The 24,703-nt window shown below is 39.9% G+C and carries 19 protein-coding genes and 6 pseudogenes; 23 read left to right on the plus strand and 2 right to left on the minus strand.

Going from position 1 to position 24,703, the window contains the following annotated elements; genetic code table 11:
• Nucleotides 1-6: 6 nt before the first annotated feature.
• A complete protein-coding gene (gene lexA / locus MFLO_RS02965) occupies nt 7-621 on the minus strand; it encodes a transcriptional repressor LexA (RefSeq protein ID WP_036096272.1) in 615 nt (204 codons plus the stop codon).
• 155 nt (nt 622-776) lie between these two features.
• Between lexA and yneA the strand changes: the two genes are divergently transcribed.
• The 20 genes and pseudogenes from yneA to era all read left to right on the plus strand — a co-directional run bounded on the left by yneA (nt 777) and on the right by era (nt 19,914).
• Entirely contained in the window at nt 777-1,106 is a 330-nt protein-coding gene (gene yneA / locus MFLO_RS02970; protein ID WP_036096275.1) for a cell division suppressor protein YneA, read from the plus strand.
• Between the two features lie 104 nt (nt 1,107-1,210).
• Nucleotides 1,211-1,445 (plus strand): annotated as a pseudogene (locus tag MFLO_RS16220) (DUF896 domain-containing protein).
• 126 nt (nt 1,446-1,571) lie between these two features.
• Nucleotides 1,572-3,569, plus strand: a complete 1,998-nt coding sequence (gene tkt, locus MFLO_RS02980; protein WP_036096277.1) for a transketolase — start codon at nt 1,572-1,574, stop codon at nt 3,567-3,569.
• Nucleotides 3,570-3,694: 125 nt separating this feature from the next.
• Nucleotides 3,695-3,949, plus strand: coding sequence for a YneF family protein (locus MFLO_RS02985; RefSeq protein ID WP_036096278.1), 255 nt, complete (start codon nt 3,695-3,697; stop codon nt 3,947-3,949).
• A 1,295-nt stretch (nt 3,950-5,244) separates the two neighbouring features.
• Complete coding sequence (locus tag MFLO_RS02990; protein WP_036096280.1) at nt 5,245-5,664, plus strand: DUF4064 domain-containing protein; 420 nt, start codon at nt 5,245-5,247, stop codon at nt 5,662-5,664.
• Nucleotides 5,665-5,790: 126 nt separating this feature from the next.
• Nucleotides 5,791-6,918, plus strand: coding sequence for a radical SAM family heme chaperone HemW (hemW, locus tag MFLO_RS02995; protein ID WP_036096282.1), 1,128 nt, complete (start codon nt 5,791-5,793; stop codon nt 6,916-6,918).
• Between the two features lie 147 nt (nt 6,919-7,065).
• A pseudogene (hrcA, locus tag MFLO_RS03005) lies at nt 7,066-8,104 on the plus strand (heat-inducible transcriptional repressor HrcA).
• Between the two features lie 42 nt (nt 8,105-8,146).
• The gene (gene grpE / locus MFLO_RS03010) at nt 8,147-8,713 is read left to right on the plus strand and encodes a nucleotide exchange factor GrpE (protein WP_036096287.1); all 567 of its coding nucleotides are present in this window, start codon (nt 8,147-8,149) and stop codon (nt 8,711-8,713) included.
• A gap of 34 nt (nt 8,714-8,747) precedes the next feature.
• Nucleotides 8,748-10,597 (plus strand): annotated as a pseudogene (dnaK, locus tag MFLO_RS03015) (molecular chaperone DnaK).
• A 139-nt stretch (nt 10,598-10,736) separates the two neighbouring features.
• Nucleotides 10,737-11,880: pseudogene (dnaJ, locus tag MFLO_RS03020) on the plus strand (molecular chaperone DnaJ).
• Nucleotides 11,881-11,948: 68 nt separating this feature from the next.
• Entirely contained in the window at nt 11,949-12,890 is a 942-nt protein-coding gene (gene prmA, locus MFLO_RS03025; protein ID WP_036096289.1) for a 50S ribosomal protein L11 methyltransferase, read from the plus strand.
• Nucleotide 12,891: 1 nt separating this feature from the next.
• Nucleotides 12,892-13,660 (plus strand): annotated as a pseudogene (locus MFLO_RS03030) (16S rRNA (uracil(1498)-N(3))-methyltransferase).
• A gap of 186 nt (nt 13,661-13,846) precedes the next feature.
• Nucleotides 13,847-14,020, plus strand: a complete 174-nt coding sequence (gene rpsU, locus MFLO_RS03035; protein ID WP_036074031.1) for a 30S ribosomal protein S21 — start codon at nt 13,847-13,849, stop codon at nt 14,018-14,020.
• A gap of 20 nt (nt 14,021-14,040) precedes the next feature.
• Nucleotides 14,041-14,484, plus strand: coding sequence for a GatB/YqeY domain-containing protein (locus tag MFLO_RS03040; protein ID WP_036096291.1), 444 nt, complete (start codon nt 14,041-14,043; stop codon nt 14,482-14,484).
• 151 nt (nt 14,485-14,635) lie between these two features.
• The gene (locus tag MFLO_RS03045; RefSeq protein WP_036096293.1) at nt 14,636-15,592 is read left to right on the plus strand and encodes a PhoH family protein; all 957 of its coding nucleotides are present in this window, start codon (nt 14,636-14,638) and stop codon (nt 15,590-15,592) included.
• A gap of 15 nt (nt 15,593-15,607) precedes the next feature.
• A complete protein-coding gene (locus MFLO_RS03050) occupies nt 15,608-17,743 on the plus strand; it encodes an HD family phosphohydrolase (RefSeq protein WP_051993464.1) in 2,136 nt (711 codons plus the stop codon).
• A complete protein-coding gene (ybeY, locus tag MFLO_RS03055) occupies nt 17,743-18,222 on the plus strand; it encodes an rRNA maturation RNase YbeY (protein WP_036096295.1) in 480 nt (159 codons plus the stop codon). The genes MFLO_RS03050 and ybeY overlap by 1 nt, the downstream gene beginning before the upstream one ends.
• A pseudogene (locus tag MFLO_RS03060) lies at nt 18,200-18,599 on the plus strand (diacylglycerol kinase family protein). The gene ybeY and the pseudogene MFLO_RS03060 overlap by 23 nt, the downstream one beginning before the upstream one ends.
• 15 nt (nt 18,600-18,614) lie before the next feature.
• The gene (locus tag MFLO_RS03065) at nt 18,615-19,025 is read left to right on the plus strand and encodes a cytidine deaminase (protein WP_036096297.1); all 411 of its coding nucleotides are present in this window, start codon (nt 18,615-18,617) and stop codon (nt 19,023-19,025) included.
• Nucleotides 19,009-19,914, plus strand: a complete 906-nt coding sequence (gene era, locus MFLO_RS03070; RefSeq protein ID WP_077913145.1) for a GTPase Era — start codon at nt 19,009-19,011, stop codon at nt 19,912-19,914. Before MFLO_RS03065 ends, era begins: the two co-directional genes overlap by 17 nt.
• A 31-nt stretch (nt 19,915-19,945) precedes the next feature.
• Here era and MFLO_RS03075 read toward each other — a convergent pair whose 3' ends face one another.
• Nucleotides 19,946-20,548 (minus strand): DUF4352 domain-containing protein, encoded by a 603-nt coding sequence (locus MFLO_RS03075; RefSeq protein WP_036096301.1) that lies wholly within the window; start codon nt 20,546-20,548, stop codon nt 19,946-19,948.
• A gap of 109 nt (nt 20,549-20,657) precedes the next feature.
• Between MFLO_RS03075 and recO the strand changes: the two genes are divergently transcribed.
• From recO to glyS, 3 genes are all read left to right on the plus strand, one after another.
• Nucleotides 20,658-21,425: a DNA repair protein RecO gene (recO, locus tag MFLO_RS03080; RefSeq protein WP_036096303.1), complete on the plus strand. Its 768-nt coding sequence runs from the start codon at nt 20,658-20,660 to the stop codon at nt 21,423-21,425.
• Nucleotides 21,426-21,710: 285 nt separating this feature from the next.
• On the plus strand, nt 21,711-22,595 hold the full coding sequence (gene glyQ, locus MFLO_RS03085) for a glycine--tRNA ligase subunit alpha (protein WP_036096363.1): 885 nt from the start codon (nt 21,711-21,713) through the stop codon (nt 22,593-22,595).
• Nucleotides 22,588-24,654 carry a glycine--tRNA ligase subunit beta gene (gene glyS / locus MFLO_RS03090; protein ID WP_036096304.1) on the plus strand — a complete coding sequence of 689 codons (2,067 nt, stop codon included), beginning with the start codon at nt 22,588-22,590 and terminating at the stop codon, nt 24,652-24,654. The genes glyQ and glyS overlap by 8 nt, the downstream gene beginning before the upstream one ends.
• Nucleotides 24,655-24,703 lie beyond the last annotated feature (49 nt).

Consider the following 24,703-nt stretch of genomic DNA (forward strand, 5'->3'; position numbering starts at 1 on the left):
CTTTTTTTAACGAATATCACGGAACAAGCCAATCACTTTTCCGAGAATAGTGACGTTGTCTAAAATAATCGGGGCAAGTGAATCATTTTCAGGTTGAAGACGAAAATGATTTTGTTCTTTAAAAAAGCGTTTGCATGTGGCTTCGTTGTCATCTGTCATGGCTACTACGATCTCACCGTTATCAGCATTATTTTGTTTGCGGACAATCACACGGTCTCCATCAAGAATACCTGCATTAATCATACTTTCGCCATCGATTTCTAACATGAAGATATCTTTTTCACCAGCTGCCATACTCTCTGGGAGTGGGAAATAGTCATCAATATTTTCAATCGCTGTAATCGGCATTCCAGCAGTTACTTTACCTATCAACGGGATGTTGACAACTGCAGGAGCAGGAATCTCATCTTCAAGCGATAGAATTTCAATAGCACGAGGTTTCGTTGGATCGCGCCGAATCAGTCCCTTTGCTTCAAGTCTCGCAAGATGTCCATGAACGGTAGAGCTAGAGGCGAGGCCGACAGCTTCTCCGATTTCTCGGACGGAAGGCGGGTACCCTTTTTCTTTAACTTCAGATTTAATAAATTCGTAAATATCTTGTTGACGTTTTGATAATTTCATGGTTTCACCCCGTTAAAATGATAATAATGATTAAATTTAGTATAGCAAACCTTATGCCAATATGCAAACAAAGGTTCGATTTTTTTGTTGACAAATAGGAACGAATGTTCTAATATAATAAAAAAGCGAACGTATATTCTTATGAAAGGATAGAAATGACAATTAAAAGTTTTTGGGATAAATACTATATTGCAGTTATTTTTGTAGCCGCTTCAATAATAATGGGAGTAACTTTTCTCCTTTTTATTAGCTCAACGGACGAATCCAATTATTCAAAAGTAGATATTGTTTCAGGAGATTCTGTGTGGGCATTAGCAGAGCGGCATGCAACAGATGCAAAGATGGATAAAGTTAGCTTTGTAGAATGGGTAGAAAAAAAGAATAATCTGGATACAAATGAAGTAAAAGCAGGGGATCAATTGGTGATTCCGGTTCGGGAAAAACAAGTTAGACAGGATGCAACGATTCAACTGGCAAATGAATAAACAGACAACATTTTACAAGTCATGTATAATAAGAGGAGTAGCTAAACTGCTTCTCTTTTTTATGCCCTATTCAGTAAAATCTAATAACAAAAGGATGAATAAATATGTTAGAACAAGCTAAAATTGACCGCATTAATGAACTTTCTCGCAAAAAGAAGGCGGAAGGATTAACAGCAAATGAAAAAATCGAGCAGGAAGAATTACGACGTGAATACTTAAAATCATTTCGTACTCATATGAAGGGAACCATTGAAAACACAACGATTATCGATCCAAACGGTAAAGATATAACTCCTAAAAAAAGTAAAACAAATGCGAAAAAAAAAGGAAGTAAATTGAATGAAATGAGCATAAATGAACAAATGCGCAAAAATAATGATCATTTCTGCGTTTTCAGTTGAGTAATTCCCTAATTAGGACTAAAATAAAGGGGAGTTGATTATAAAACGAGAGAGGATGTTTCAATTGTTTGATAAAACAGATCAATTAGCGATTAACACGATTCGCACTTTGTCGATTGACGCGATTCAAAAAGCCAATTCCGGACACCCAGGTTTACCGATGGGGGCGGCTCCTATGGCTTATACTTTATTTTCACGGGTATTAAATGCGAATCCTGCCAATTCACACTGGTTCAATCGTGATCGCTTCGTGCTTTCGGCTGGACACGGTTCAATGCTTTTATATAGCTTACTTCATTTAAGCGGTTACAAATTAAGTTTAGATGATATTAAAAACTTCCGTCAATGGGGAAGTAAAACACCAGGGCATCCTGAGTATCGTCATACTGATGGTGTCGATGCTACAACTGGGCCACTTGGACAAGGAATTGGGATGGCCGTTGGGATGGCGATGGCTGAGCGGCATTTAGCAGCTCTTTATAATAAAGCTGATTATAATATTGTAGATCACTATACGTTTGCACTTTGCGGCGATGGCGACTTGATGGAAGGGATTTCATCTGAAGCTTCTAGTCTTGCTGGACATCAGCAACTTGGTCGTTTGATCGTGCTCTATGATTCAAATAATATTTCGCTTGATGGTGATTTGGATCATTCTTTCTCGGAAGATGTGCAAAAACGTTATGAAAGCTACGGCTGGGAACATTTGTTGGTTAAAGATGGTAACAATACCGATGAAATCTTAGCTGCGATTGAAAAAGCTAAACAAAATGAAACACAACCTACTTTGATTGAAGTTAAAACTGTAATTGGGTTTGGTGCTCCTGATGCTGGTACGAGCAAAGTTCACGGTGCTCCGCTTGGAGATGAAGGCGTGAAAACAGCAAAACAAGCTTATGGCTGGAATTATGATGAAGCCTTCTTTGTTCCTGAAGAAGTATATGAACGCTTTGGTTCTACAATTGTTGAACGAGGTGCAAAAGCAGAAAAAGAATGGAGTGATTTGTTCGTTTCTTATAAGAAGGATTTCCCTGAGCTTGCGAAACAGTTAGAAGATAGTATTGATGGGCATCAAGCTCCTGGTTTTGCTGATGGACTGACGACTTATCACGAAGGAGATAAAGCTCTTGCAAGTCGTGCTTCGAGCGGCGAAGCGATTAATGCCTTTGCTGAAAAAATGCCATGTCTGTTTGGCGGTTCCGCTGACCTAGCTGGTTCTAATAACACAATGATTAAAACGGATGGAGAGTTTACGAAGGATAATCCGGCTGCACGCAATATATGGTTTGGTGTGCGTGAATTTGCAATGGGTGCTGCTTTAAACGGGATGGCTCTTCATGAAGGGCTAAAAGTTTATGGCGGAACATTCTTTGTATTTTCCGATTACTTGCGTGCTGCGATTCGTTTAGCATCAATTCAACAACTCCCAGTCACATATGTGCTAACTCATGATAGCATTGCTGTCGGGGAAGACGGCCCTACACATGAGCCTGTTGAACAGTTAGCCTCTCTTCGTGCTATGCCTGGTCTTTCCGTCATTCGCCCTGCTGACGGAAATGAAGTGAATACCGCATGGAAAATTGCAATCGAATCAACAAACAAACCTCATGCACTTGTTTTAACCAGACAAGGTTTGCCTGTTCTTAAAAACAGCGATAAGTTGGCAGAGGAAGGGGTTCGCAAAGGAGCATATGTAATTTCACCGGCGAAAAAAGGAACACCTGATGCGATCTTACTTGCCAGCGGTTCAGAAGTCCACTTGGCTATTGAAGCACAAACTACTTTGCTTGAAAAAGGAATAGATGTATCAGTTGTTTCGGTACCATCATTTGACTTATTTGAATCTCAATCTGCAGAGTATAAAGAAAGTGTGCTTCCAAACGCTGTACGGAAACGCCTTGCTATTGAGATGGGATCGAGTTTCGGCTGGGGACGTTATGTTGGTCTTGACGGTCAAGTGCTTGGAATTGATAAATTCGGCGCTTCTGCACCAGGTGAAACGATTATTGAAAACTATGGCTTTACAGTCGAAAATATTGTCAAATTAGTTGAAGAGCTTTAATAAAACAGGCAGAAGTCAGGTTTATACTGTACTTCTGCCTGTTCTTTTGTAAAAAAGTATTGTTTGTTAATCGCAAATCAAGTACAATGTAAGAGGTATATTCGTTCAAGGAGGAGAAAGAAACTATGTGGATTTACATTCTTGTCGGTCTGATTTGCTTGTTAGCTGGACTGGCTGGCGGCTTCTTTATTGCAAGACGCTACATGATGAACTATTTGAAAAACAATCCGCCTGTCAATGAGCAAATGCTTCAAATGATGATGGCGCAAATGGGACAAAAACCGTCTCAAAAGAAAGTCAACCAAATGATGAACGCGATGAACAAACAAAGTGAAAAAGAAATGAAGAAAAAAGAAAAAAATAATTTATTGTTCTTATAAGATTAGGATGATTGATGTCAATAAAGGTTTGTGAAAATTATTTCCACTGATTTTTCATTAATATATCCATGTGATTCTTGTATTATTTTTTCACCAACTTTCAATGATTTAAGAAACGACACTTAATTGTTGCAGTATAATCTGTGATGATTAAGTGTTTTTTGATGTGGAAAAAGCTAGGTACGACTTGCAAAGTCAGAGAGGTTTAATAGTTTTAGGAAAAATGTGGAAAGTGAAAATTAAGTGATTGGTCATCTAACTATATAATTGCTTAAAAAAGCAAATGTGGAATACTCTCTTTTAGGCAGAGGAAGATTCTAAACGAACAGCACGAATACTTAAAATGTAGCTTTATTGATCTTTCAACTTTTGTCATGATTTACATTTCTTTATACTTTTATTTCTAACGTTTTAATTCGATCACACTAAAATTAAAGTAAGGAAAAGGAAAGTGGATTTTTTGGTTGAAAAGAGATTTATGCAATTATTACTGTTCTTTTCTTTGGGTTGGATACTAAATATCATTTTATTATTGTTATTAAATGCCTGATCATTTCTATCTTGAGTGTTGCAATGCTAATTTGATTTTTGAGAGAGTGTTATGAATGGTGGAAGTGCTTTTCTTAATTTTATATCTTTAGAATTTCCTCTAGTAGTATTCAAATGCAACTAAATTTATCGCTGTTTCATACAATTCAGTGGGTCATTATGAGCGAAACGAATGTACTCTATGCCAGCGCGTGGAGGTTGGAAAAAAGTAGTAAACTTACAATGAAACGCTTTGTTAGTAAAACTAGCAGAAAAATTTCAATCATAAACCAGATTCTTACTTTTTTAAAAAACCAATAAAGAGATTCTAAACTCAGTTTGGCTTAGGTGGAAAAATTCTCATTGTTAGACTTTGGATTTTCAAAGAGATACGGGTTGAAATTGATGTTTTAGATGCATTTTCGCCTGATGAAAAACTATCAAAATATCACTTTTTTCCTGCTATAAGTATTTGACTGTGAACGAGCGATGGAATATACCCAAAATGGGTAGATAGATCGCTTATTCAAGTTAGCTCGATATGTGACTGATAATTTGATTGCTTTATAAAAGGTTATCATTACTAGTAATGTATCATAGAGTCGCTTGTTAAGAAATCGAAAGACGAATGTATAGGAATTTATCACTAATAAGATGATAAATCAATTATTTCTTACTTTTTATAAAATAGATTCATTTATTTCTACTGTTCAAAATTACTTATTTTCGTTATAATAAATTTACTACAATCAGAAAGAGGTAAGAGAATGAACAACAGAAAAGCTGAATTTATCATGACAATTATCGGAGCGAGCCTAGGTGCTTTAGGGGTTCTAATTACTGCTCCCATGCTACTTATGATTATGTTTGTAGCAACAACAAGTTCCTCAGGAATGATGTCGTCACGTACGATGATGCACGGAGACGACTTGTTAGGATTAGTGTTTGGAGGCGGCTTAATTGTTATTTCGCTGTTGCTGGCTATTGTTGCATGCTTATTCGGCTTTATTGCTGCTTTTAAACTTAAAAAAGGTAACTCAGTAAAAGCTTGGTCGATTGCTTTGATTGTAATCGGGGCACTTTGTTTCTTCAGTTATGGCTGGATCACAGGGGTATTGTTCTTGATTTCTGGGATTATGTCGCTTACAAAGCTGTCGAGCGATCGAAATAGTTTTGATGATTTCTAAAATAAAAGCTTGAAAAAAGTGCTACTCATTATAAGAGTGGCACTTTTTTTTAATATCGAAACTCAAGTGATAAAGTGTTATAATATAACGATGTTTGATAGGATTTTAAAGGAAAGAAGGGACGTTATGACGGCTGTTTATATCCACATTCCATTTTGTGAACATATTTGCTATTATTGCGATTTTAATAAAGTTTTTTTAGAAGGTCAGCCAGTTGATGAATATGTAAATCTTTTGATTCGTGAGATGGAGCTTGCTACTGAAGGCAAGCAACTAGAAACGGTTGAAACTATATTTGTCGGGGGAGGAACGCCAACGACACTCACAGAAAAACAAATTGAACGACTTTGTAGTGCGGTTAAGCGCATTTTTCCCTTATCAAAAAACGCAGAGTTTACATTCGAATCAAATCCAGGAGATTTGTCGGTAGAAAAACTTTCTGTCATGCAAGCGAGTGGTGTGAATCGGCTTAGCATGGGAGTACAAAGCTTTAATAATGAGTTGCTGAAAAAAATCGGACGGATTCATACGGTGCAGGATGTGTACCAGTCAATTCGAAATGCGGAGCAGGTTGGTTTTGAAAATCTAAGTATTGATTTGATTTTCAGTCTACCCGGACAAAGTGAGGCAGATTTTAAAGATACGCTTGAAAAAGCACTGGCGCTTGATTTACCGCATTATTCGGCTTACTCGCTCATTATCGAACCGAAAACCATTTTTTATAATTTGATGCAAAAGGGAGAATTAATTTTGCCAAGCCAAGATGCGGAAGCAAATATGTACGACTTTTTGATGTCAGAAATGGAAAAAAACGGGAAAAAACAATATGAAATCAGTAATTTCGCGCGGACGGGCTTTGAAAGTCGGCACAATCTCGTTTACTGGAGCAACGAACATTACTATGGTTTTGGAGCGGGGGCGCACGGATATTTGGCAGATCGGCGCTACAGCAATTTTGGGCCGCTTAAACAATATATGACTCCCCTCAGTGAAAATAAGCTGCCTATTTTTCAAGTGAAAGATTTATCTTTGAAAGAAGAAATGGAAGAAGAAATGTTTCTTGGTTTGCGAAAAGTGGCTGGTGTTAATAAAAAACGTTTTTTTGAAAAGTTTGACCGTAATTTGGATGAGGTCTTTAAGGATGCTCTTGAAACTACTTCTGAAAAAGGATGGCTGATTCATGATCAGCAAAATGTAAAGTTGACACGTGAAGGTCGTTTTTTAGGAAATAATGTTTTTCGTGAATTCCTTTAAAATCGCATGGTTGACCAATTTTGACCAAATAGGTCGGTCCCTAGTATGAAATTAAGTGTTTTCAGTTGACGGGAGCCGATTTGTTTGGTAAATTTATACTTGTATTTAGCACTTGAAACTTTAGAGTGCTAAAAAGAGGTGATAAAAATGTTGACGGAAAGGCAGTTGCAAATTTTTCGGGCAATCATTGATCATTTCACTTGGACAGTTCAGCCTGTTGGTTCAAAAAATTTGCTAAAGGAAAGCGAACTGCCATATAGTTCGGCGACCATTCGAAATGAAATGAGTGTTCTTGAAGAGTATGGTTTTATTGAAAAGACGCATTCATCATCAGGGCGAGTTCCGTCTGAAAAAGGCTACCGCTTTTATGTTGATTATTTGCTTCAACCAAAGGCGCTTACGGCAGAAGATAAACGGCTGATTCGATCGCTTTTTTTCGGCAGATTATTATGAAGCGGAGCAGTTGATTCAAAATTCTGCTTTGATGCTTTCTGAACTTACAAACTATACTTCAATTGTTCTTGGACCGGAAACATCGAGAAATAAGTTAAGCGGTTTTCGGATTGTACCGATCAGTGAAGCGCAGGCTATGTTGCTTTTAATTACAGATCAAGGACATGTTGATCACCATCTTGTGAATTTGCCGAAAGAAGTCACACTTTCTGATGTAGAAAGAACGGTCAATATTTTGAATGAGCGTCTTGTTGGAGTTCCGCTTGATGAACTTTCGAGCAGAATCCCAACCGAGGTTAAGGAACTTCTCGTAGGTCATGTGGAAAATTCAGAACGGTTGAGTAGTATCGTGTTTGATACGCTGAAAAATTCGAATCAAGAAAAAGTTTATTTCGGTGGTAAGACGAATATCTTGAATCAACCGGAATTTCACGATGTGGCAAAGATTCGTGATTTTTTACAATTAGTTGAGGAAGAAAAGGGAATATATGATATGTTTCGTAATATTCCCGATGGCATTCAAGTGAAGATAGGTCGAGAGCTTGATAATGATTTGCTAAACAATTTAAGCATCATCACAGCTACGTATCAAATTGCAGATGAGCGGGTCGGCGGAATTATTCTGCTTGGTCCAACGCGAATGGAATATGCGCGGATGATGGGACTTGTCGATGTATTCAGCAAAGACTTAACAGCAGTTTTAACAAAACTTTATCGAGATCAACAAAAATAGAAAGGAATAGAAAAATCTCGATTTTTCTAAGAGGTGATTTCTGTGTCTGAACCTAAAGATAAACAAACCAAGATTGAAGATGAAATTGAAAAAGAAGCTGAAATTGAAGCAAATGAAACGATTGAACAGATGGATGAGCAAAATGATGTTACTGAAATTGATCAGAAATTAGCGGAACTTGAAGAAAAGCTTGAAGCGAGCGAAAATCGTTACTTGCGTCTCCAAGCAGATTTTGAAAATGTAAAAAAACGCACAATTTCTGATCGAGAAGCGGCGATGAAATATCGCTCGCAAAGTCTTGCAGAAGATCTTTTACCAGCACTTGATAGCTTTGAAAAAGCGTTGGCGACTGCAAGTGATAATGAAGAGGTTGCTGCAATTTTAACGGGCTTGGAAATGGTTCATGGCCAAATTGTTGCAGCCCTAAAAAAAGAAGGCATTGAGCCGATTGAAGCACTTGGTGAACAATTTGATCCAAATTTCCACCAAGCTGTGTTACAAGATAATGACCCAGAGAAGGCAAGCAATGAAATTACTGCTGAGCTACAAAAAGGCTATAAAATTAAAGATCGGGTAATTCGTCCTTCAATGGTAAAAGTAAACGAATAAAAATAGAAATTGATTTTTCAGGAGGAAATAAATTATGAGTAAAATTATTGGTATTGACTTAGGAACAACAAATTCTGCTGTGGCTGTCCTTGAAGGTGGCGAAGCAAAAATTATCCCAAATCCGGAAGGTGCTCGTACAACACCATCAGTTGTCGGCTTTAAAAAATGGCGAACGTCAAGTCGGAGAAGTGGCAAAACGCGCTGCAATTACAAACCCAAATACTGTGAGCTCGATTAAACGCCATATGGGAACAGATTACAAAGAAACGATTGACGGTAAAGACTATTCGCCGCAAGAGATCAGTGCGATTATCTTACAGTATCTAAAAGGTTATGCAGAAGATTATCTTGGTGAAACTGTAGATAAAGCTGTAATCACTGTACCGGCTTATTTTAATGACGCGCAACGTCAAGCAACAAAAGATGCTGGTAAAATTGCTGGTCTTGAAGTAGAACGGATTATTAATGAACCTACGGCTGCTGCTCTTGCATATGGGATGGACAAAACAGATAAAGATCAAACCATTCTCGTCTTTGACCTTGGCGGCGGGACTTTCGATGTATCTATTCTTGAACTTGGTGACGGTGTATTTGAAGTACATTCTACTGCTGGAGACAATAACCTTGGCGGCGATGATTTTGACCAAAAAATCATTGATTATTTAGTGGCTGAATTTAAAAAAAGAAAATGGAATTGATTTAAGCAAAGATAAAATGGCACTCCAACGTTTGAAAGATGCTGCTGAAAAAGCGAAAAAAGATCTTTCTGGTGTAATGAGCACACAAATTTCGTTACCGTTTATTACGGCTGGAGAAGCTGGACCGCTTCACTTAGAAGTAAACTTGACTCGTGCGAAATTTGATGAACTAACAAGTGATCTTGTAGAACGTACAGTTGGACCAACTCGTCAAGCGCTTAAAGATGCTAATCTTTCTGCAAGTGATATCGATCAAGTTATCTTAGTCGGCGGATCTACTCGGATTCCTGCGGTTCAAGAAATGATTACGAAAGAACTCGGTAAAGAACCTCACCGTGGTGTAAACCCTGATGAAGTTGTGGCGATGGGTGCTGCCATTCAAGGTGGTGTCATTACTGGTGATGTGAAAGATGTTGTCTTGCTTGATGTTACTCCACTTTCCCTTGGAATTGAAACAATGGGCGGCGTTATGACAACACTGATCGAACGCAATACAACGATTCCAACTTCAAAATCGCAAACTTTCTCAACGGCGGCTGACAATCAACCAGCTGTTGATATCCATGTTCTTCAAGGGGAACGTCCAATGGCAAAAGACAATAAAACGCTCGGACGCTTCCAACTAGCTGATATTCCGGCTGCACCACGCGGTATTCCACAAATTGAAGTTTCGTTTGATATTGACAAAAACGGTATTGTAACGGTTCGTGCGAAAGATCTTGGAACTGGTAAGGAACAAAACATTGTGATCAAATCTTCCTCAGGTTTAACTGATGAAGAAATCGATAAGATGATCAAAGATGCAGAAGCAAATGCAGAAGAAGATAAGAAAAACAAAGAAAATGTTGAAACACGCAACAATGCAGATCAACTTATCTTCACTGTAGATAAAACACTCAAAGAACTTGAAGGTAAAGTCGAAGAAGAAGAAGTGAAAAAAGCTGAAACGGCACGTGATGAACTTCAAGAAGCGCTGAAGGGCGACGATTTCGAAGTAATCAAGACAAAATCGGATGCTTTAAATGAAATCGTACAAAACCTTTCTGTTAAGCTTTATGAGCAAGCAGCGGCAGCGCAACAAGCGCAAGGCGAAAACCCAGAAGCAAATGCTGCTGACGGTAGTGAAGATGTTGTAGATGCTGAATTTGAAGAAATCAACGATGACGATAAAAAAGAAGATAAATAAGCAAGAATAAGGAATGAATGTAGATAAAGAGTCAAAGTCTTGCTGACTTTGGCTTTTTATCTGATATACGCTATATTTATGTGAAGAGTTATGATACAATACCTTAGGATTAAACTATAATAGACAGGAGTGATGGCGGATGGCAAAACGCGATTATTATGAAGTTCTCGGCGTTTCGAAGAGTGCGACCGCGGATGAAATCAAAAAAGCCTACCGGAAGCTTTCGAAACAATACCATCCGGATATCAATAAAGAAGAAGGCGCGGATGAAAAATTCAAAGAGATTTCTGAGGCTTATGAAGTCTTAAGCGATGAAAATAAGCGCGCTCAATATGATCAATATGGACATGTTGATCCGAACCAAGGATTTGGCGGCGGAGCTGGCGGATTTTCCGGCGGTTTCTCATCAGGCGGTTTTTCTGGATTTGAAGATATTTTTGATACATTCTTTGGTGGAGGCGGCGGACGTCAGCGTGATCCCAACGCCCCTAGACAAGGGAATGACTTACAATATACGATGCAGTTAAAATTTAAGGAAGCGGTTTTCGGAAAAGAAGCAGAGATTGAAATTCCTCGTGAAGAAAACTGTGAAACTTGTCACGGCTCAGGTGCAAAACCGGGGACGCATCCGGAAAAATGTTCGCACTGCGGTGGTAAAGGCTCAATCAATGTTGAACAAAATACACCGTTTGGTCGGATTGTTAACAAACAAACGTGTTCATACTGTCATGGAACTGGAAAAGAAATCAAAGAGAAATGCCCGACTTGTCACGGTTCTGGACGCGTAACGAAAAACAAAAAAAATCAAACTTAAAGTCCCTGCTGGTGTCAATGATGGACAGCAAATGCGCGTAGCTGGTGAAGGTGAAGCAGGCGTGAACGGCGGACCGAATGGTGATTTATTTGTCGTGTTTGTGATCATTCCAGATGAATTCTTTGAACGCGACGGCGATGATATCTTTGTTGAAGTACCGCTCACATTTGTTCAGGCGGCGCTTGGAGACGAAATTGATGTGCCGACGGTTCACGGGAAAGTAAGGCTTAAAATTCCTGCTGGAACGCAAACTGGGACAACATTCCGTTTGAGAGGAAAAGGTGTGCCACATTTGCGCGGAAGCGGAACAGGGGATCAACATGTAGCGGTTAAAGTCATTGTGCCGAAAAAACTCGATGATAATCAGAAGGAAATCTTGCGCAGTTTTGCTGATACGACCGGAGATAAAGTTGACGAGCAAAATTCGGGATTCTTTGATAAAATGAAGAGAGCATTTAAAGGCGATTAAAACCAAAAAAGCGGACGTTGGATAAAAGACTATCAACATCCGCTTTTTTTAACGAGGAGGGCATAAATGTGGAATGGTCAGAGGTTGAGATTCACACTGTAAACGAGGCGGTAGAGCCGGTTGCAAATTTGCTTAGTGAGTACGGGGCAAGCGGTGTCGCGATTGAAGATGCGGCGGATTTCTTTAAAGAAAGAGAAGATCAGTTTGGTGAAATTTATGCGCTTAGCCGCGAGGATTATCCAGAAGACGGTGTGATTGTGAAGGCTTATTTTCTGAAGACTAATGAGTTTTTGCAGCAAATACCGGAAATGGAGCTGGGGCTGCGCAATTTGAGTGAATTTGATATTCCACTTGGCAACTTTAAATTTTTTGTGAACGATGTGAACGATGAAGACTGGGCAACAGCTTGGAAAAAATACTATCATCCGGTTCAAATTACCGATCACATCACAGTTGCGCCGACATGGGAAGAATACACGCCGCGAGCAGATGAACTCGTGATTGAGCTTGATCCAGGAATGGCATTTGGAACGGGAACTCATCCAACGACACAGCTTTCAATGCGGGCACTTTCAGAATTTTTGAAGAAGGGCGATCGTGTGATTGACGTTGGTACCGGCTCAGGTGTGCTGGCCATCTTAAGCGCAAAACTCGGAGCGCATTCCGTGCTTGCGCTAGACCTCGATGAAGTGGCCGTCCGAGCCGCACGAGAAAATGTAGAGCAGAATCAAGTGGCGAATTTAGTTGAACTGCGTCAAAATGACTTGCTTAACGGTATTAATCAAGAAGCAGATTTAATTGTTGCTAATATTTTAGCAGAAGTTATTCTGCTGTTCCCGAAGGATGTCCATCGCTTGCTTAAACCAGGCGGCATATTTATCGCTTCAGGTATTATTGAAGGAAAAGCGGAAGATGTGCGCGAGGCTTTGATCGAAGCATCGCTTACTGTGCTTGAAACGCGCCAACAGGGCGATTGGGGTGCTATCATCGCTAAACGAGGCGAAGAGTAACATGCAGCGCTATTTCATTGATCAGACGATAGTAGAAGATAAGCCTTTTTTTTATTACGGGGTCTGATTTTCATCATATTACGCGAGTTATGCGGATGAAGGCAAACGATCGAGTGTTTGTGGTTGATTTATCGGAGCGGGCATTCTTAGCTGAGATTACAGAAGTTTTGGAAGATCAGGTTGTACTTCGCTTTTTAAGCTGGCAGGAGTCAGAAACGGAACTTCCAATTCGTATTGCGATTGCAAGCGGTTTGCCAAAAGGGGATAAACTAGATTTCATTGTGCAAAAAGGAACGGAGCTCGGTGCAGTCGCTTTTTATCCGTTTAAGGCAGAACGTTCGGTTACGAAATGGGAGCCGAAAAAAACTGCGAAGAAGATTGAACGTTTGGAGCGAATTGCAAAGGAAGCTGCTGAACAGTCTCACAGAACCCATATTCCAAAAATTGAGTTTGCTTCTGATTTAGGAAAACTGCTAACATTGATGGAGGCATTTGATTATGTCGTTTGTGCGTATGAAGAAAGTTCGCGAGCAGGTGAAAAGAATGTGCTTGCTACAGTTTTTGAGGAAATTCCGCACGGGGCTTCTTTACTTGTAATTTTTGGACCGGAAGGCGGACTCAGTGAAACAGAAGTCGAGCAGTTTGGTAAAAAAGACGTGCATTTTGCAGGGCTTGGACCGCGAATTTTGCGAACAGAAACAGCACCACTTTATTTGCTTGCTGCGGCATCTTATCATTTTGAGTTGGCAGATTCATTTTTTAATGAATAATGTATAAGAAAAATGTATAAAGTTAACGATTTCATGTTGACGTGATTTTAAGTTTCCGCTATAATTTTATATGAGTGAATGCCAATTCTGTTATGCTTTTAAGCTCAGGAGCATTCTGAAGCCTTATGAGGGTTCGGGGATTTTGATTCTCGTACTCGTGTAAGTGTCGGAGGGAGGGAAAGAGAGATGTCAAAAACAGTAGTTCGTAAAAACGAATCGCTTGACGATGCTCTTCGTCGCTTTAAACGTACTGTTTCGAAAAGTGGAACTTTGCAAGAATCGAGAAAGCGCGAATTTTATGAAAAGCCAAGCGTAAAACGTAAGAAAAAATCAGAGGCAGCAAGAAAACGCAAATTCTAATTGTTAAAGGCGATGATTTTGTGACACTGCTTGATAAGTTAAATGACGATATGAAGCAAGCAATGCGTGATAAAGAGAAAGAAAAACTTTCTGTTATCCGAATGCTGAAAGCTGCTCTTCAAAACGAGGCAATTGGTCAAGGTGGAGATCTTTCTCCGGATGACGAAATTACGGTTCTTTCGCGTGAGATGAAGCAGCGCAGAGATTCTCTTTCTGAGTTTGAAAAAGCTGGCAGGGATGATCTAGCTGAAAAAGTTCGAGCTGAAATCAAAATTGTGGAAGCGTACTCGCCGAAACAACTTTCTGATGAAGAGCTTGAAAATATTGTGAAAGCAACGATTGCAGAAGTTGGAGCGACGTCTAAGGCGGACTTTGGGAAAGTCATGGGCGCGATTATGCCGAAAGTAAAAGGCAAAGCTGACGGAAATGCAGTAAACAAATTTGTGAAACAATATCTTTCATGAGACTTTAAAGACCGGCTTTGGCCGGTCTTTTTATTTATGCCAAAAAATCGGAAGAAATAGTAAGGCTAAAGGAGATGCGGTTTTAATTCTACGGCTTTTTCGTGTATAATGAATACGAGATCATGGAAGTTTAAAACAAAGGGGTTAGAGAATGCAAAATGAATCCTATAAAGAAACCATTGAACTAACTGAAGAAATTGATGCACGCGATTTGTTTGGAAATCAGGATGCACATCTGGATATATTAGAAGAAAGTTTTGATGTGAAAATTGTTTCGCGCGGCGGAGATGTTTTGGTTACAGGAGAGCCTGAGAATGTGAAACATACTCGTCACGTTCTTCATGCGTTGTTTTCTGTTTTAAAGCGCGGCGACCACCTCGATGGACGTGATGTTGCGCAAGCGATTAAGATGGAAAATGGTGGAACGCTTGAGTATTTCGGGACGCTATTCGATGATGAAATTACGAAAAATACAAATGGAAAGCCGATTCGGCCGAAGACATTTGGTCAGCGAGAATACATTCAAATGGTGCGCAGGTTTGATATTGTATTTGGGATAGGGCCTGCCGGAACCGGAAAAACATATTTGGCTGTTGTTATGGCTGTCGATGCTTGGAAAAAAGGTAAAGTGAGCAAAATTATTTTAACGCGTCCTGCTGTTGAAGCGGGAGAAAGTCTTGGATTCTTGCCAGGCGATTTGAAGGAAAAAGTCGATCCGTATTTGCGCCCTGTGTATGATGCACTTTATGATATTTTAGGCGTAGAACATACGACAAGGCTGATGGAACGCGGTGTGATTGAAATTGCTCCACTCGCTTATATGCGTGGCCGGACTCTTGATCATGCATTTGTTATTCTTGATGAAGCGCAAAATACAACGATTGCACAAATGAAGATGTTTTTAACGCGCCTCGGATACGATTCGAAGATGATCGTGAACGGGGATATGACGCAAATCGATTTGCCAAAAGGTGTCGTGAGCGGTCTTGTTAATGCGGAACAGGTTTTAAACCATGTAAAAAATATCGGTTTTGTTTACTTTGAACACCATGATGTGGTGCGGCATCCGCTTGTTGCTGAAATTATTAAAGCTTATGAACGAAACTAAAGGAGTCGAACCAGCATGATGCAAAAATGGAACCGCTTGTACGAAAAATATGGTCAGAAAGTGATCGTTCCATGTTTTCTTGTCATTTTAATGCTTCTTGCGTATCTCCTAATGATCCAAATGACAAAGCCGGAATCTTTTAACGCTAAGCTGTTTTCGGTTGCTGAACGGACGATTCGCTCGCCGCAAACGATGATTGACACGAAAAAAACGGAAGAAGAGAAAACGGCAGCTGAAAACTCGGTTGAAGACGTGTACACGTTTAATCGTGAAACAGGGCAAAATCGTGTAGCACTGATGGATTCGTTTTTTGCTTATATCAGTGAAGTTCAAGGTGAAGTGAAAGAGAAGACGAATAAGCAGGAGACGGTTTCTGCTGCTGATAAAGTAAAACTGATCAAGGCGAAGCTTTCAAGTAATGTTTCGGAGAAGATTACGGCAAGTATTTCAGATACGATGCTACTTGGGCTGATCAATGCTGACGCGAAAGACTTAGAGACGGTCAAAACGATTGTATCTAAAGAAGTCAGTCTGATTATGGAAGGTAATATTCGCGAAGCGGATTTAAATACCAAGAAAGTTCAAGCTCGTGATGACATTGAGCTGTCAAATTTGCCTAGCCAGTTTAAGACGACTGCAAAGGCGCTCGCTTCTTATGCAATTGTCCCTAACGAAACGTTTAATGAAAAAGAAACGACGGCACGCCAAAAAGAAGCAGCAGCAAGTGTGATTCCGGAAAAGATCCTGCAAGGTCAGGTTATCGTGCAGGAAGGGCAGATTATTGATCGTGAAACGTATCGTCAGCTTGGAATGCTCCATTTGCTCGATCAAAAGATGCCGATTAAACAATATGCTGGTTATGCACTACTGATTTTGGTTTTAGCATCTATTCTTTATTTTTTCACGACAAAAACAAAAATTTCACGGAAAAAGCGGCAGCAAACGCTGATGATTTTCGGAGTGGCTTATTTGTTTACTTTGCTGTTGCTGTTTATTGTTCGACTGCTTGAAGGAGCAAATTTAAATAATATTGCGTTTATATTTCCAGCATCATTCCTTCCGGTTGTTCTTAAAATTTTGCTACGCGAACGCTACGCATTCTTAGGATTGCTTTTTATCTCAACGACGAGTTTATTTGTTTTTCAATCGGATGAAGCAAGCGTTGTCAGTAGTATAATAACACCGTTTATTTTACTGAGTGGCTTTGTGTCAATTATTTCATTGCGTGATTATTCACGCCGCATTGCTATTTTTAGGGCTGGTTTTATTGTCGGGCTGTTTAATGTGTTTTGTGTTGTTTTTTTGATGATGATTAATAATTCCACTATTTTAAATGAAAACTCGCTGCAATCAGTTTTTTATGCTTTTATCGGCGGATTAGGCGCTTTCATTTTAGCGCTTGGACTCATTCCACTTTTTGAGTTGTTATTCGGCGTACTTACGACAAGTCGGCTTGTAGAGCTTGCGAACCCGAATCATCCACTTTTAAAACGAATTTTGATGCGAGCACCGGGTACTTACCACCACAGCATGATGGTAGCGAATTTAGCGGAAGCTTGCGCAGATAAAATCGGAGCGAATGGTTTGCTTGTTCGTGTCGGCTGTTTCTATCATGATATTGGTAAGACTTTGCGTCCACCCTACTTTGTTGAGAATCAGTTACAAGGCATTAATCCGCATGATCGATTGACTCCTGAGCAAAGTCGCGATATTATTTTAGCTCATACTGTTGACGGGGCTGACATCTTGCGGGAAAATCACATGCCGGAACCAATTGTTGATATTGCCCTTGAGCATCATGGAACTACACTTTTAAAATACTTTTATTTGAAGGAAAAAGAACAGAATCCAGATGTGGATGAAGCAAGCTTCCGCTATCCAGGTCCTAAGCCCCAAACGAAGGAAACAGCCATTATTAATATTGCTGATAGTGTTGAGGCCGCTGTTCGAGCATGCGCGGAACCTACCCGTGAAAAAATCGAACAGATTATCGAAGGGATCATTAAAGAGCGCTTGCTTGACGGGCAGTTTTCAGAATGTGATTTGTCCATGAAAGAATTGGAACAAATTCGTGAAACATTAAATCAAACCTTAAACGGGATATATCACCAACGGATTCAGTATCCGGATGAAAAGAAAGGGGAAAACTGATGGCGATTCTTGAACTCGACTTAATCGATGAAACTGAAAAGCTTTCAAATGATGCTTCTCTACTTGTTGCTGACATTTTGGAGTTTGCTGCCAGTTATTTAAAACTGGACGAAGGAACAGAAATGTCCGTTACTTTTATGGACAATTCAGGTATTCAAGAAATTAATCGTGAATATCGCGGCAAGGATGCACCAACGGATGTGATTTCGTTTGCGCTTGAAGAGCAGGGCGAAGATGAAATGCCGATTATTTTTGAAGAAGACATGATGCCGCGAAATCTTGGCGATATTATTATTTCAACAGAACGGGCAGCGGAACAAGCCGAGGAATACGGCCATTCCTTTGACCGCGAGCTTGGATTTTTAGCCGTGCACGGTTTGCTGCATCTGCTTGGCTATGATCACATGGAAAAAGAAGAAGAAAAAGAGATGTTCGGTCTTCAAAAAGAAGTGTTGGATGCTTATGGTCTCAAACGATAGAAAATTCCGGCGCAGCAAAAGTTACCTCGACTCGTTTCGGCATGCACTTGCTGGGATTAAAACTGTTGTTGTGGAAGAGCGCAATATGCGAGTGCATCTATTCGCTGCTATCCTTGTCATTTTGTTCGCTGTTTTATTCCGCGTTAGTCAAACAGAATGGCTGATTCTTACGCTTTGTATCGCTTCTGTCCTCGTGCTTGAAATTGTGAATACAGCGATTGAGCGGACAGTCGATACAGTGACATCTGAGTTTATGCCTGAAGCAAAAAAAAGCAAAAGATGCTGCTGCTGGCGCTGTCTTAGTAGCTTCACTTGCCTCAGCCATCATCGGATTCATTATTTTTATTCCTTATTTTTGGCAATTAATTCATTTATAGATTGGAGTTTCCTGTATGAAAGAAATGAGTTTTATTGAACTCGCAAAAAAAGCCCGTGATTTCGCTTATGTACCCTATTCCAAATTTCCAGTTGGAGCTGCGCTCATAACGACTGATGATGAAGTGATTCTCGGTGCAAATATCGAAAATGCTTCATTCGGTTTAACGAATTGTGCAGAACGAACAGCGATATTTAAAGCTGTGTCAGAAGGAAAGCGCGACTTTAAAAAACTGGTTGTTGTTGCGGATACTGACGGTCCGGTTTCGCCTTGCGGAGCTTGTCGCCAAGTCATCAGCGAATTTTGCGCACCGGATATGCCGGTTGTATTAACGAATTTAAAAGGCGATGTGGCGGAAGTGACAGTGAAAGAACTTCTTCCAGGCGCTTTTATGGCGGGGGACATGAATGATGAGCGATACATTTAAATCAGGCTTTGTGGCAATTGTAGGGCGGCCGAATGTTGGGAAATCAACACTTTTAAACCGTATTATCGGTCAAAAAATTGCAATTATGAGCGACAAAGCGCAGACGACACGTAATAAAATTCAAGGTGTTTACACAACGGATGATGCCCAAGTGGTCTTTATTGATACGCCTGGTATTCATAAGCCGAAACATAAACTAGGCGATTTTATGGTGAAAATTGCTTTAAATACATTTCGAGAAGTGGATTTAATTTATTTTGTGATTGATGCTGCCGCTGGATTTGGCCGCGGTGATGAATTTATCATTGAGAAATTAAAGCAAGTGGATACGCCTGTTTTTCTTTTAATCAATAAAATCGATTTAGTTTCACCTGAGGAACTCGTCCTTTTAATTGATAAGTACCGTGAAATGCTTGACTTTGCTGAGATTATTCCGATTTCTGCTCTTGAAGGGAATAACGTTCCAAATTTGTTAGAGCAAACTACGACCCACCTCGAACAAGGCCCCATGTATTATCCTAAAGACCAAATTACTGACCACCCAGAGCGGTTTATCATTTCTGAGCTGATTCGCGAGCAAGTGCTGAATTTGACGCGTGAAGAAGTTCCACATTCAGTTGCGGTTGTGATTGAAGGAATCGAGAAGAATCCGAAGACGGAAAAATTGACGATTATGGCGACAATTATTGTTGAGCGTAGCACTCAAAAAGGCATTATCATCGGCAAACAAGGCCAGATGTTGAAGCAAATTGGGATGCGGGCGCGTAAAGAAATCGAATTGCTGCTTGGATCTAAAGTGTTTCTTGAAATTTGGGTGAAAGTTCAAAAGAATTGGCGAGATAAAGAACACTATCTACAAGATTACGGCTTTGATAAAGATGAGTATTAAAAAAAAGACGCGTGCAAAACGCGTCTTTTTCTTATTCGTGCCAAAGCAGGTTATCATATTCGACTTCCAGTTTTCCTTTTCCAATATATTGATAGTAGATTGAAAATGTAACAGTTTTACCCGGATCTATTTTCTCATGGAAATAATCTTTTTTCAGAACTTCCGGATATTCATCTTTTTCATAATTGTATAGAAAAAAATCTTTTGCGGACACGTAAACGGTTTCTTTGCTATCATTTCGCATGGTGACATTCATCTTATAATATTTATCAATTCCGCGCTCATCCAAATCCCCAGTTGTCGGTTTTGTTACTTTAACAACAACTTGTTCGGTATTTTTTCCTTCTTTTCCGAAATCAAGTTCAAGATACTCATCATCATATTCATCATAGAAGTTGTCGCTTGCTGCTTTTGAAGATTCTTCAACTTGGACATTTTGATTATTTGCTTCTGTGACATAAAATAAAAACGCTCCGGTGAAAACGATTAAACTAATTAAAAGAATTCCGCCACCAACACTGACAAATGTGACCGCTAGCCATTTCTTGACTTTTATGAACAGTAAAACAATCCCAATAATCAAAAGTACAAATGCAAAAAAGGAAATAATCCCTAAAATCCCGATAAATACCATTTAATAGACTCCTTTTTCTAACCTCTAATAACGATATTGTATCATTTTTATACAAACAGGGGAATAAAAAAAGCATTTTCTGCTATAATAAAACAAGGGGGTGAGCAGTTTGGAAAAATGTGAAGGGATTGTGCTACGCCAGACGAGTTATCGTGAATCGGATAAAATTGTTGTCGTTTATACACGTGAATTCGGAAAAATCGGAATGGTTGCACGCGGCGCAAAAAAAGGGAAAAGTCGCTTAGCAGCTGTCACTCAGCCGTTTACAACTGGAATGTTTACGTTTTTCGGCAGTAAAGGACTTGTTACTTTACAGCAAGGCGATGTGATTGAAACATTCTCAAGCATTCAACAAGACATTTTTTTAACGGCATATGCGTCCTTTGTATGCGAACTTTTAGATAAAGCAACCGAAGAAAGGCGGAAAAATGCTTACCTCTATGAACTGACATTTGCCATTTTACGTGACATTGATGAAGGCTATGATGCGCAAATCCTGACTCAAATCTATGAAATGAAAATGCTTAATGTGCTTGGTCTTTATCCAGTCATGGACCGCTGTGCCATTTGCGGCGAGACAGAAGGCCATTTCGATTTTTCTACCCATAGCGACGGTCTTGTTTGCCATCGCTGTTATGATAAAGACCCGTATCGAATGCATCTTCCGGCCAGTGTTGTGAAACTTCTCCGGCTGTTTTATATTTTCAGGATTGATCGTCTTGGGGAAATTAATGTTAAAGAGGAGACAAAAATGCTTCTTGAAAAAGCGATTGATACGTATTACGATGAAAAATCTGGATTATATTTGAAAAGCAAAAAGTTCCTGCGTGACATGAATAAGTGGAGTGATATGCTCGGTGAAAAGAAAGAAGATTGACAAATCGAGCTTAATCCAGTATCTTTAAAGTATTATGAATAGCTAAGTGCGATGATGAAAAAGAGTAAAAATAAGCCCTGATGAAAACAGCGAAATCGGAAATGGTGGGAGCCGATGATCATCTTATTTTGAAGGCGTTTCGGAGCACATGTTAAAAGAGGTGGAGTCTTCGTTCGAGGATTCAAATAGGGTGGAACCGCGAGAATACTCTCGTCCCTATATGCAAAACAGCATATAGAGACGGGAGTTTTTATATGCTTGAACTTTTTCGGAGGTGGGAAAAAAATGAATTTACAAACGATGATTCGCACGTTGCAAGATTTTTGGTCCGAACAGGGCTGTATCATGCTGCAATCGTACGATGTTGAAAAAGGTGCCGGTACAATGAGTCCGTATACGTTCCTAAAAGCGATCGGTCCAGAACCGTGGAAAGCAGGATACGTTGAGCCGTCAAGACGACCGGCAGACGGAAGATATGGTGAAAATCCAAACCGCCTATTCCAGCATCACCAGTTCCAAGTTGTAATGAAGCCGTCCCCAGATAACATCCAAGAGCTTTACCTTGCTTCTCTTGAAAAAATCGGAATCGATCCGCTAAAGCATGATATTCGCTTTGTAGAAGATAACTGGGAAAATCCTTCACTTGGCTGTGCCGGACTGGGTTGGGAAGTCTGGCTCGATGGAATGGAAATCACACAGTTCACGTATTTCCAGCAAGTCGGCGGTTTAGACTGCTTCCCAGTTACATCTGAAATCACGTATGGCGTAGAGCGCCTTGCAAGTTATATTCAAGATAAAGAAAATGTATTCGATCTTGAATGGACAGACGGCATCACATATCGCGATATTTTTCTTCAAGCTGAGTTTGAAAACTCTAAATATGCTTTTGAAACTTCAAATACAGAAATGCTTTTACACTTGTTTGATACGTATGAACGCGAAGCGACAAACCAAATGGATGAAGGGCTTGTATTCCCTGCTTACGACTATGTTCTCAAATGTTCACACACGTTCAACTTGCTTGATGCACGAGGTGTGGTTTCCGTTACAGAGCGCGCACAGTACATCGGGCGTATTCGCCACTTGGCGCGTCGCATTGCAAGAACTTTTTATGAAGAACGCGAAAAATTAGGATTCCCCTTAATAAAGGAGGCGAAAGATCATGAATAAAGATTTTTTACTGGAAATCGGACTTGAAGAAATGCCAGCTAAATACATCACCGATTCGTTGAAACAGCTTGAAGAACGTACTGCAAACTGGTTTTTAGAGCAAAAAATTGAGCATGGCGAGATCCTTTCATTTCAATCGCCGCGCCGCTTAGCTGTCCTTGTAAAAGATGTTGCGGAAAAACAAGCTGACCGAGTAGAAGAAGCTAAAGGACCCGCAAAAAAGATTGCTTTTGATGAAACAGGAGACTGGTCTAAAGCCGCACTTGGATTCGCACGCGGACAAGGTGTTGATCCAACTGAACTTACTTTTCGCGAGCTTAAAGGCGTTGAATATATCTACATTGAAAAGAAGGTAGCGGGTGTTGAAACGATCCAGCTTCTTCCTGAGTTTAAAAAAATCATTACAGATATGGCTTTCCCAGTTAATATGCACTGGGGCGCAAATGAATTGCGTTACATTCGCCCCATTAAATGGTTGATTGCATTATTTGGCGAGACAGTCATTCCATTTGAAATCACTGGTGTTAAAACCGGTAATACAACACGCGGTCATCGCTTCCTCGGAAAAGAAGTAACCATTTCAAACCCTGCTGATTATGAGATGAAACTGCTTGAACAGTTTGTTGTAGCAGATCCAACGAAACGGAAAAGTGCAATTCGCGAACAAATTGAAGAAATCGAAGCTGTTAAGGGATGGGTGATTCCACAAGACGAAGCTTTGCTCGAAGAAGTCAACAATTTAGTAGAATATCCGACAGTGCTTGACGGTGCATTCGAAGAACACTTTTTAACACTTCCGGAAGAAATTCTAATCACTTCGATGAAGGAGCATCAACGTTATTTCCCAGTATTTAACGCAGAAGATGTTTTATTGCCGCATTTTATTACCGTGCGAAACGGCAATCATGAACATCTCGATATGGTTGTTCGTGGAAATGAAAAGGTTCTCCGGGCACGGCTTTCGGATGGTCAATTCTTTTACGATGAAGACTTGAAAATTAAAATTGATGATGCCGTTCAAAAGTTGTCTCATATTGTATTTCATGAAAAACTTGGCTCGTTGTCAGAAAAAATGAAACGCGTGCAGAAAGTGGCCCTTCTAATTGCTGATTTGTTAGACTGGAATAAAGATGAACAAGCAGATATTATACGAGCAACAGATATTTATAAATTTGATTTAGTCACAAATGTCGTTGGTGAATTCCCCGAGCTTCAAGGGATCATGGGTGAAAAATACGCATTGCTTCAAGGTGAAAAAGCTGAAGTTGCTACAGCAATTCGCGAGCATTATATGCCAACTTCGGCTGATGGTGCGCTTCCTGAAACGGAACTTGGAAGCTTGATTGCTATTTCTGATAAACTCGAAACACTCGTTAGCTTTTTCTGCGTCGGTTTGATTCCAACAGGCTCGCAAGACCCGTTTAGTTTGCGGCGCAGTGCTTTTGGTGTGATACGTATTATTCTTAAAAACGGCTGGAATTTACCACTTGCTGAACTTCTTCACGCAGTTGTTGAGATGGAAAAAGAAGCAGGGATCGGTGAAATTTCTGCTGCTGAAGTCTATCAAGACGTTCAGAACTTCTTGAAAAACCGTTTACGTGTTATTTTGCAAGATGAAAAAGTCAGAGCGGATATTATTGATGCAGTCACAAGTGAGGATTCTAATTTTGTGCCGTTGATTATCGAGCGGGCGAAACTGTTAAATGAAAATGCTAAATCGGAGTGGTTTAGGCCGACAATTGAAGCTTTATCGCGTGTATCTAACTTAGCGAAGAAACATGTGGATGATGTCGAGATTGATGAAAGCTTATTCGAAAATGCTTCTGAAAAAGCGCTGTTTGACGAATTGACACTCATGAAGCGCGATTTCCCAAGCCTCTCGAGTGCTGAACGCTTGGAACGTTTTGCTGAACTTCGCAGTACGATTGATGCGTATTTTGATGAAACGCTTGTTATGAGTGACGATGAACAAGTCCGAAGCAATCGCTTGGAACTATTATTCGAACTCGCTCTTTTTATCAAAGAATTTGCCGAAATGGATGCAATTAATGTAAAATAAGAAGTAGCTAGAAAAGCAGGAATTTTTCACGTGAGAAGTTCCTGCTTTT

Source organism: Listeria floridensis FSL S10-1187 (genome assembly GCF_000525875.1).
In the GTDB taxonomy this organism is placed as follows: Bacteria; Bacillota; Bacilli; order Lactobacillales; family Listeriaceae; genus Listeria; species Listeria floridensis.

Coding starts and splice junctions, on each gene's coding strand:
- MFLO_RS03050 (WP_051993464.1), top strand. CDS start 15,608: ATGATGCAAAAATGGAACCGCTTGTACGAAAAATATGGTCAGAAAGTG.
- MFLO_RS02985 (WP_036096278.1), top strand. CDS start 3,695: ATGTGGATTTACATTCTTGTCGGTCTGATTTGCTTGTTAGCTGGACTG.
- MFLO_RS02990 (WP_036096280.1), top strand. CDS start 5,245: ATGAACAACAGAAAAGCTGAATTTATCATGACAATTATCGGAGCGAGC.
- MFLO_RS03065 (WP_036096297.1), top strand. CDS start 18,615: ATGAAAGAAATGAGTTTTATTGAACTCGCAAAAAAAGCCCGTGATTTC.
- ybeY (WP_036096295.1), top strand. CDS start 17,743: ATGGCGATTCTTGAACTCGACTTAATCGATGAAACTGAAAAGCTTTCA.
- yneA (WP_036096275.1), top strand. CDS start 777: ATGACAATTAAAAGTTTTTGGGATAAATACTATATTGCAGTTATTTTT.
- glyS (WP_036096304.1), top strand. CDS start 22,588: ATGAATAAAGATTTTTTACTGGAAATCGGACTTGAAGAAATGCCAGCT.
- rpsU (WP_036074031.1), top strand. CDS start 13,847: ATGTCAAAAACAGTAGTTCGTAAAAACGAATCGCTTGACGATGCTCTT.
- glyQ (WP_036096363.1), top strand. CDS start 21,711: ATGAATTTACAAACGATGATTCGCACGTTGCAAGATTTTTGGTCCGAA.
- MFLO_RS03045 (WP_036096293.1), top strand. CDS start 14,636: ATGCAAAATGAATCCTATAAAGAAACCATTGAACTAACTGAAGAAATT.
- lexA (WP_036096272.1), bottom strand. CDS start 621: ATGAAATTATCAAAACGTCAACAAGATATTTACGAATTTATTAAATCT.
- era (WP_077913145.1), top strand. CDS start 19,009: ATGAGCGATACATTTAAATCAGGCTTTGTGGCAATTGTAGGGCGGCCG.
- MFLO_RS03075 (WP_036096301.1), bottom strand. CDS start 20,548: ATGGTATTTATCGGGATTTTAGGGATTATTTCCTTTTTTGCATTTGTA.
- hemW (WP_036096282.1), top strand. CDS start 5,791: ATGACGGCTGTTTATATCCACATTCCATTTTGTGAACATATTTGCTAT.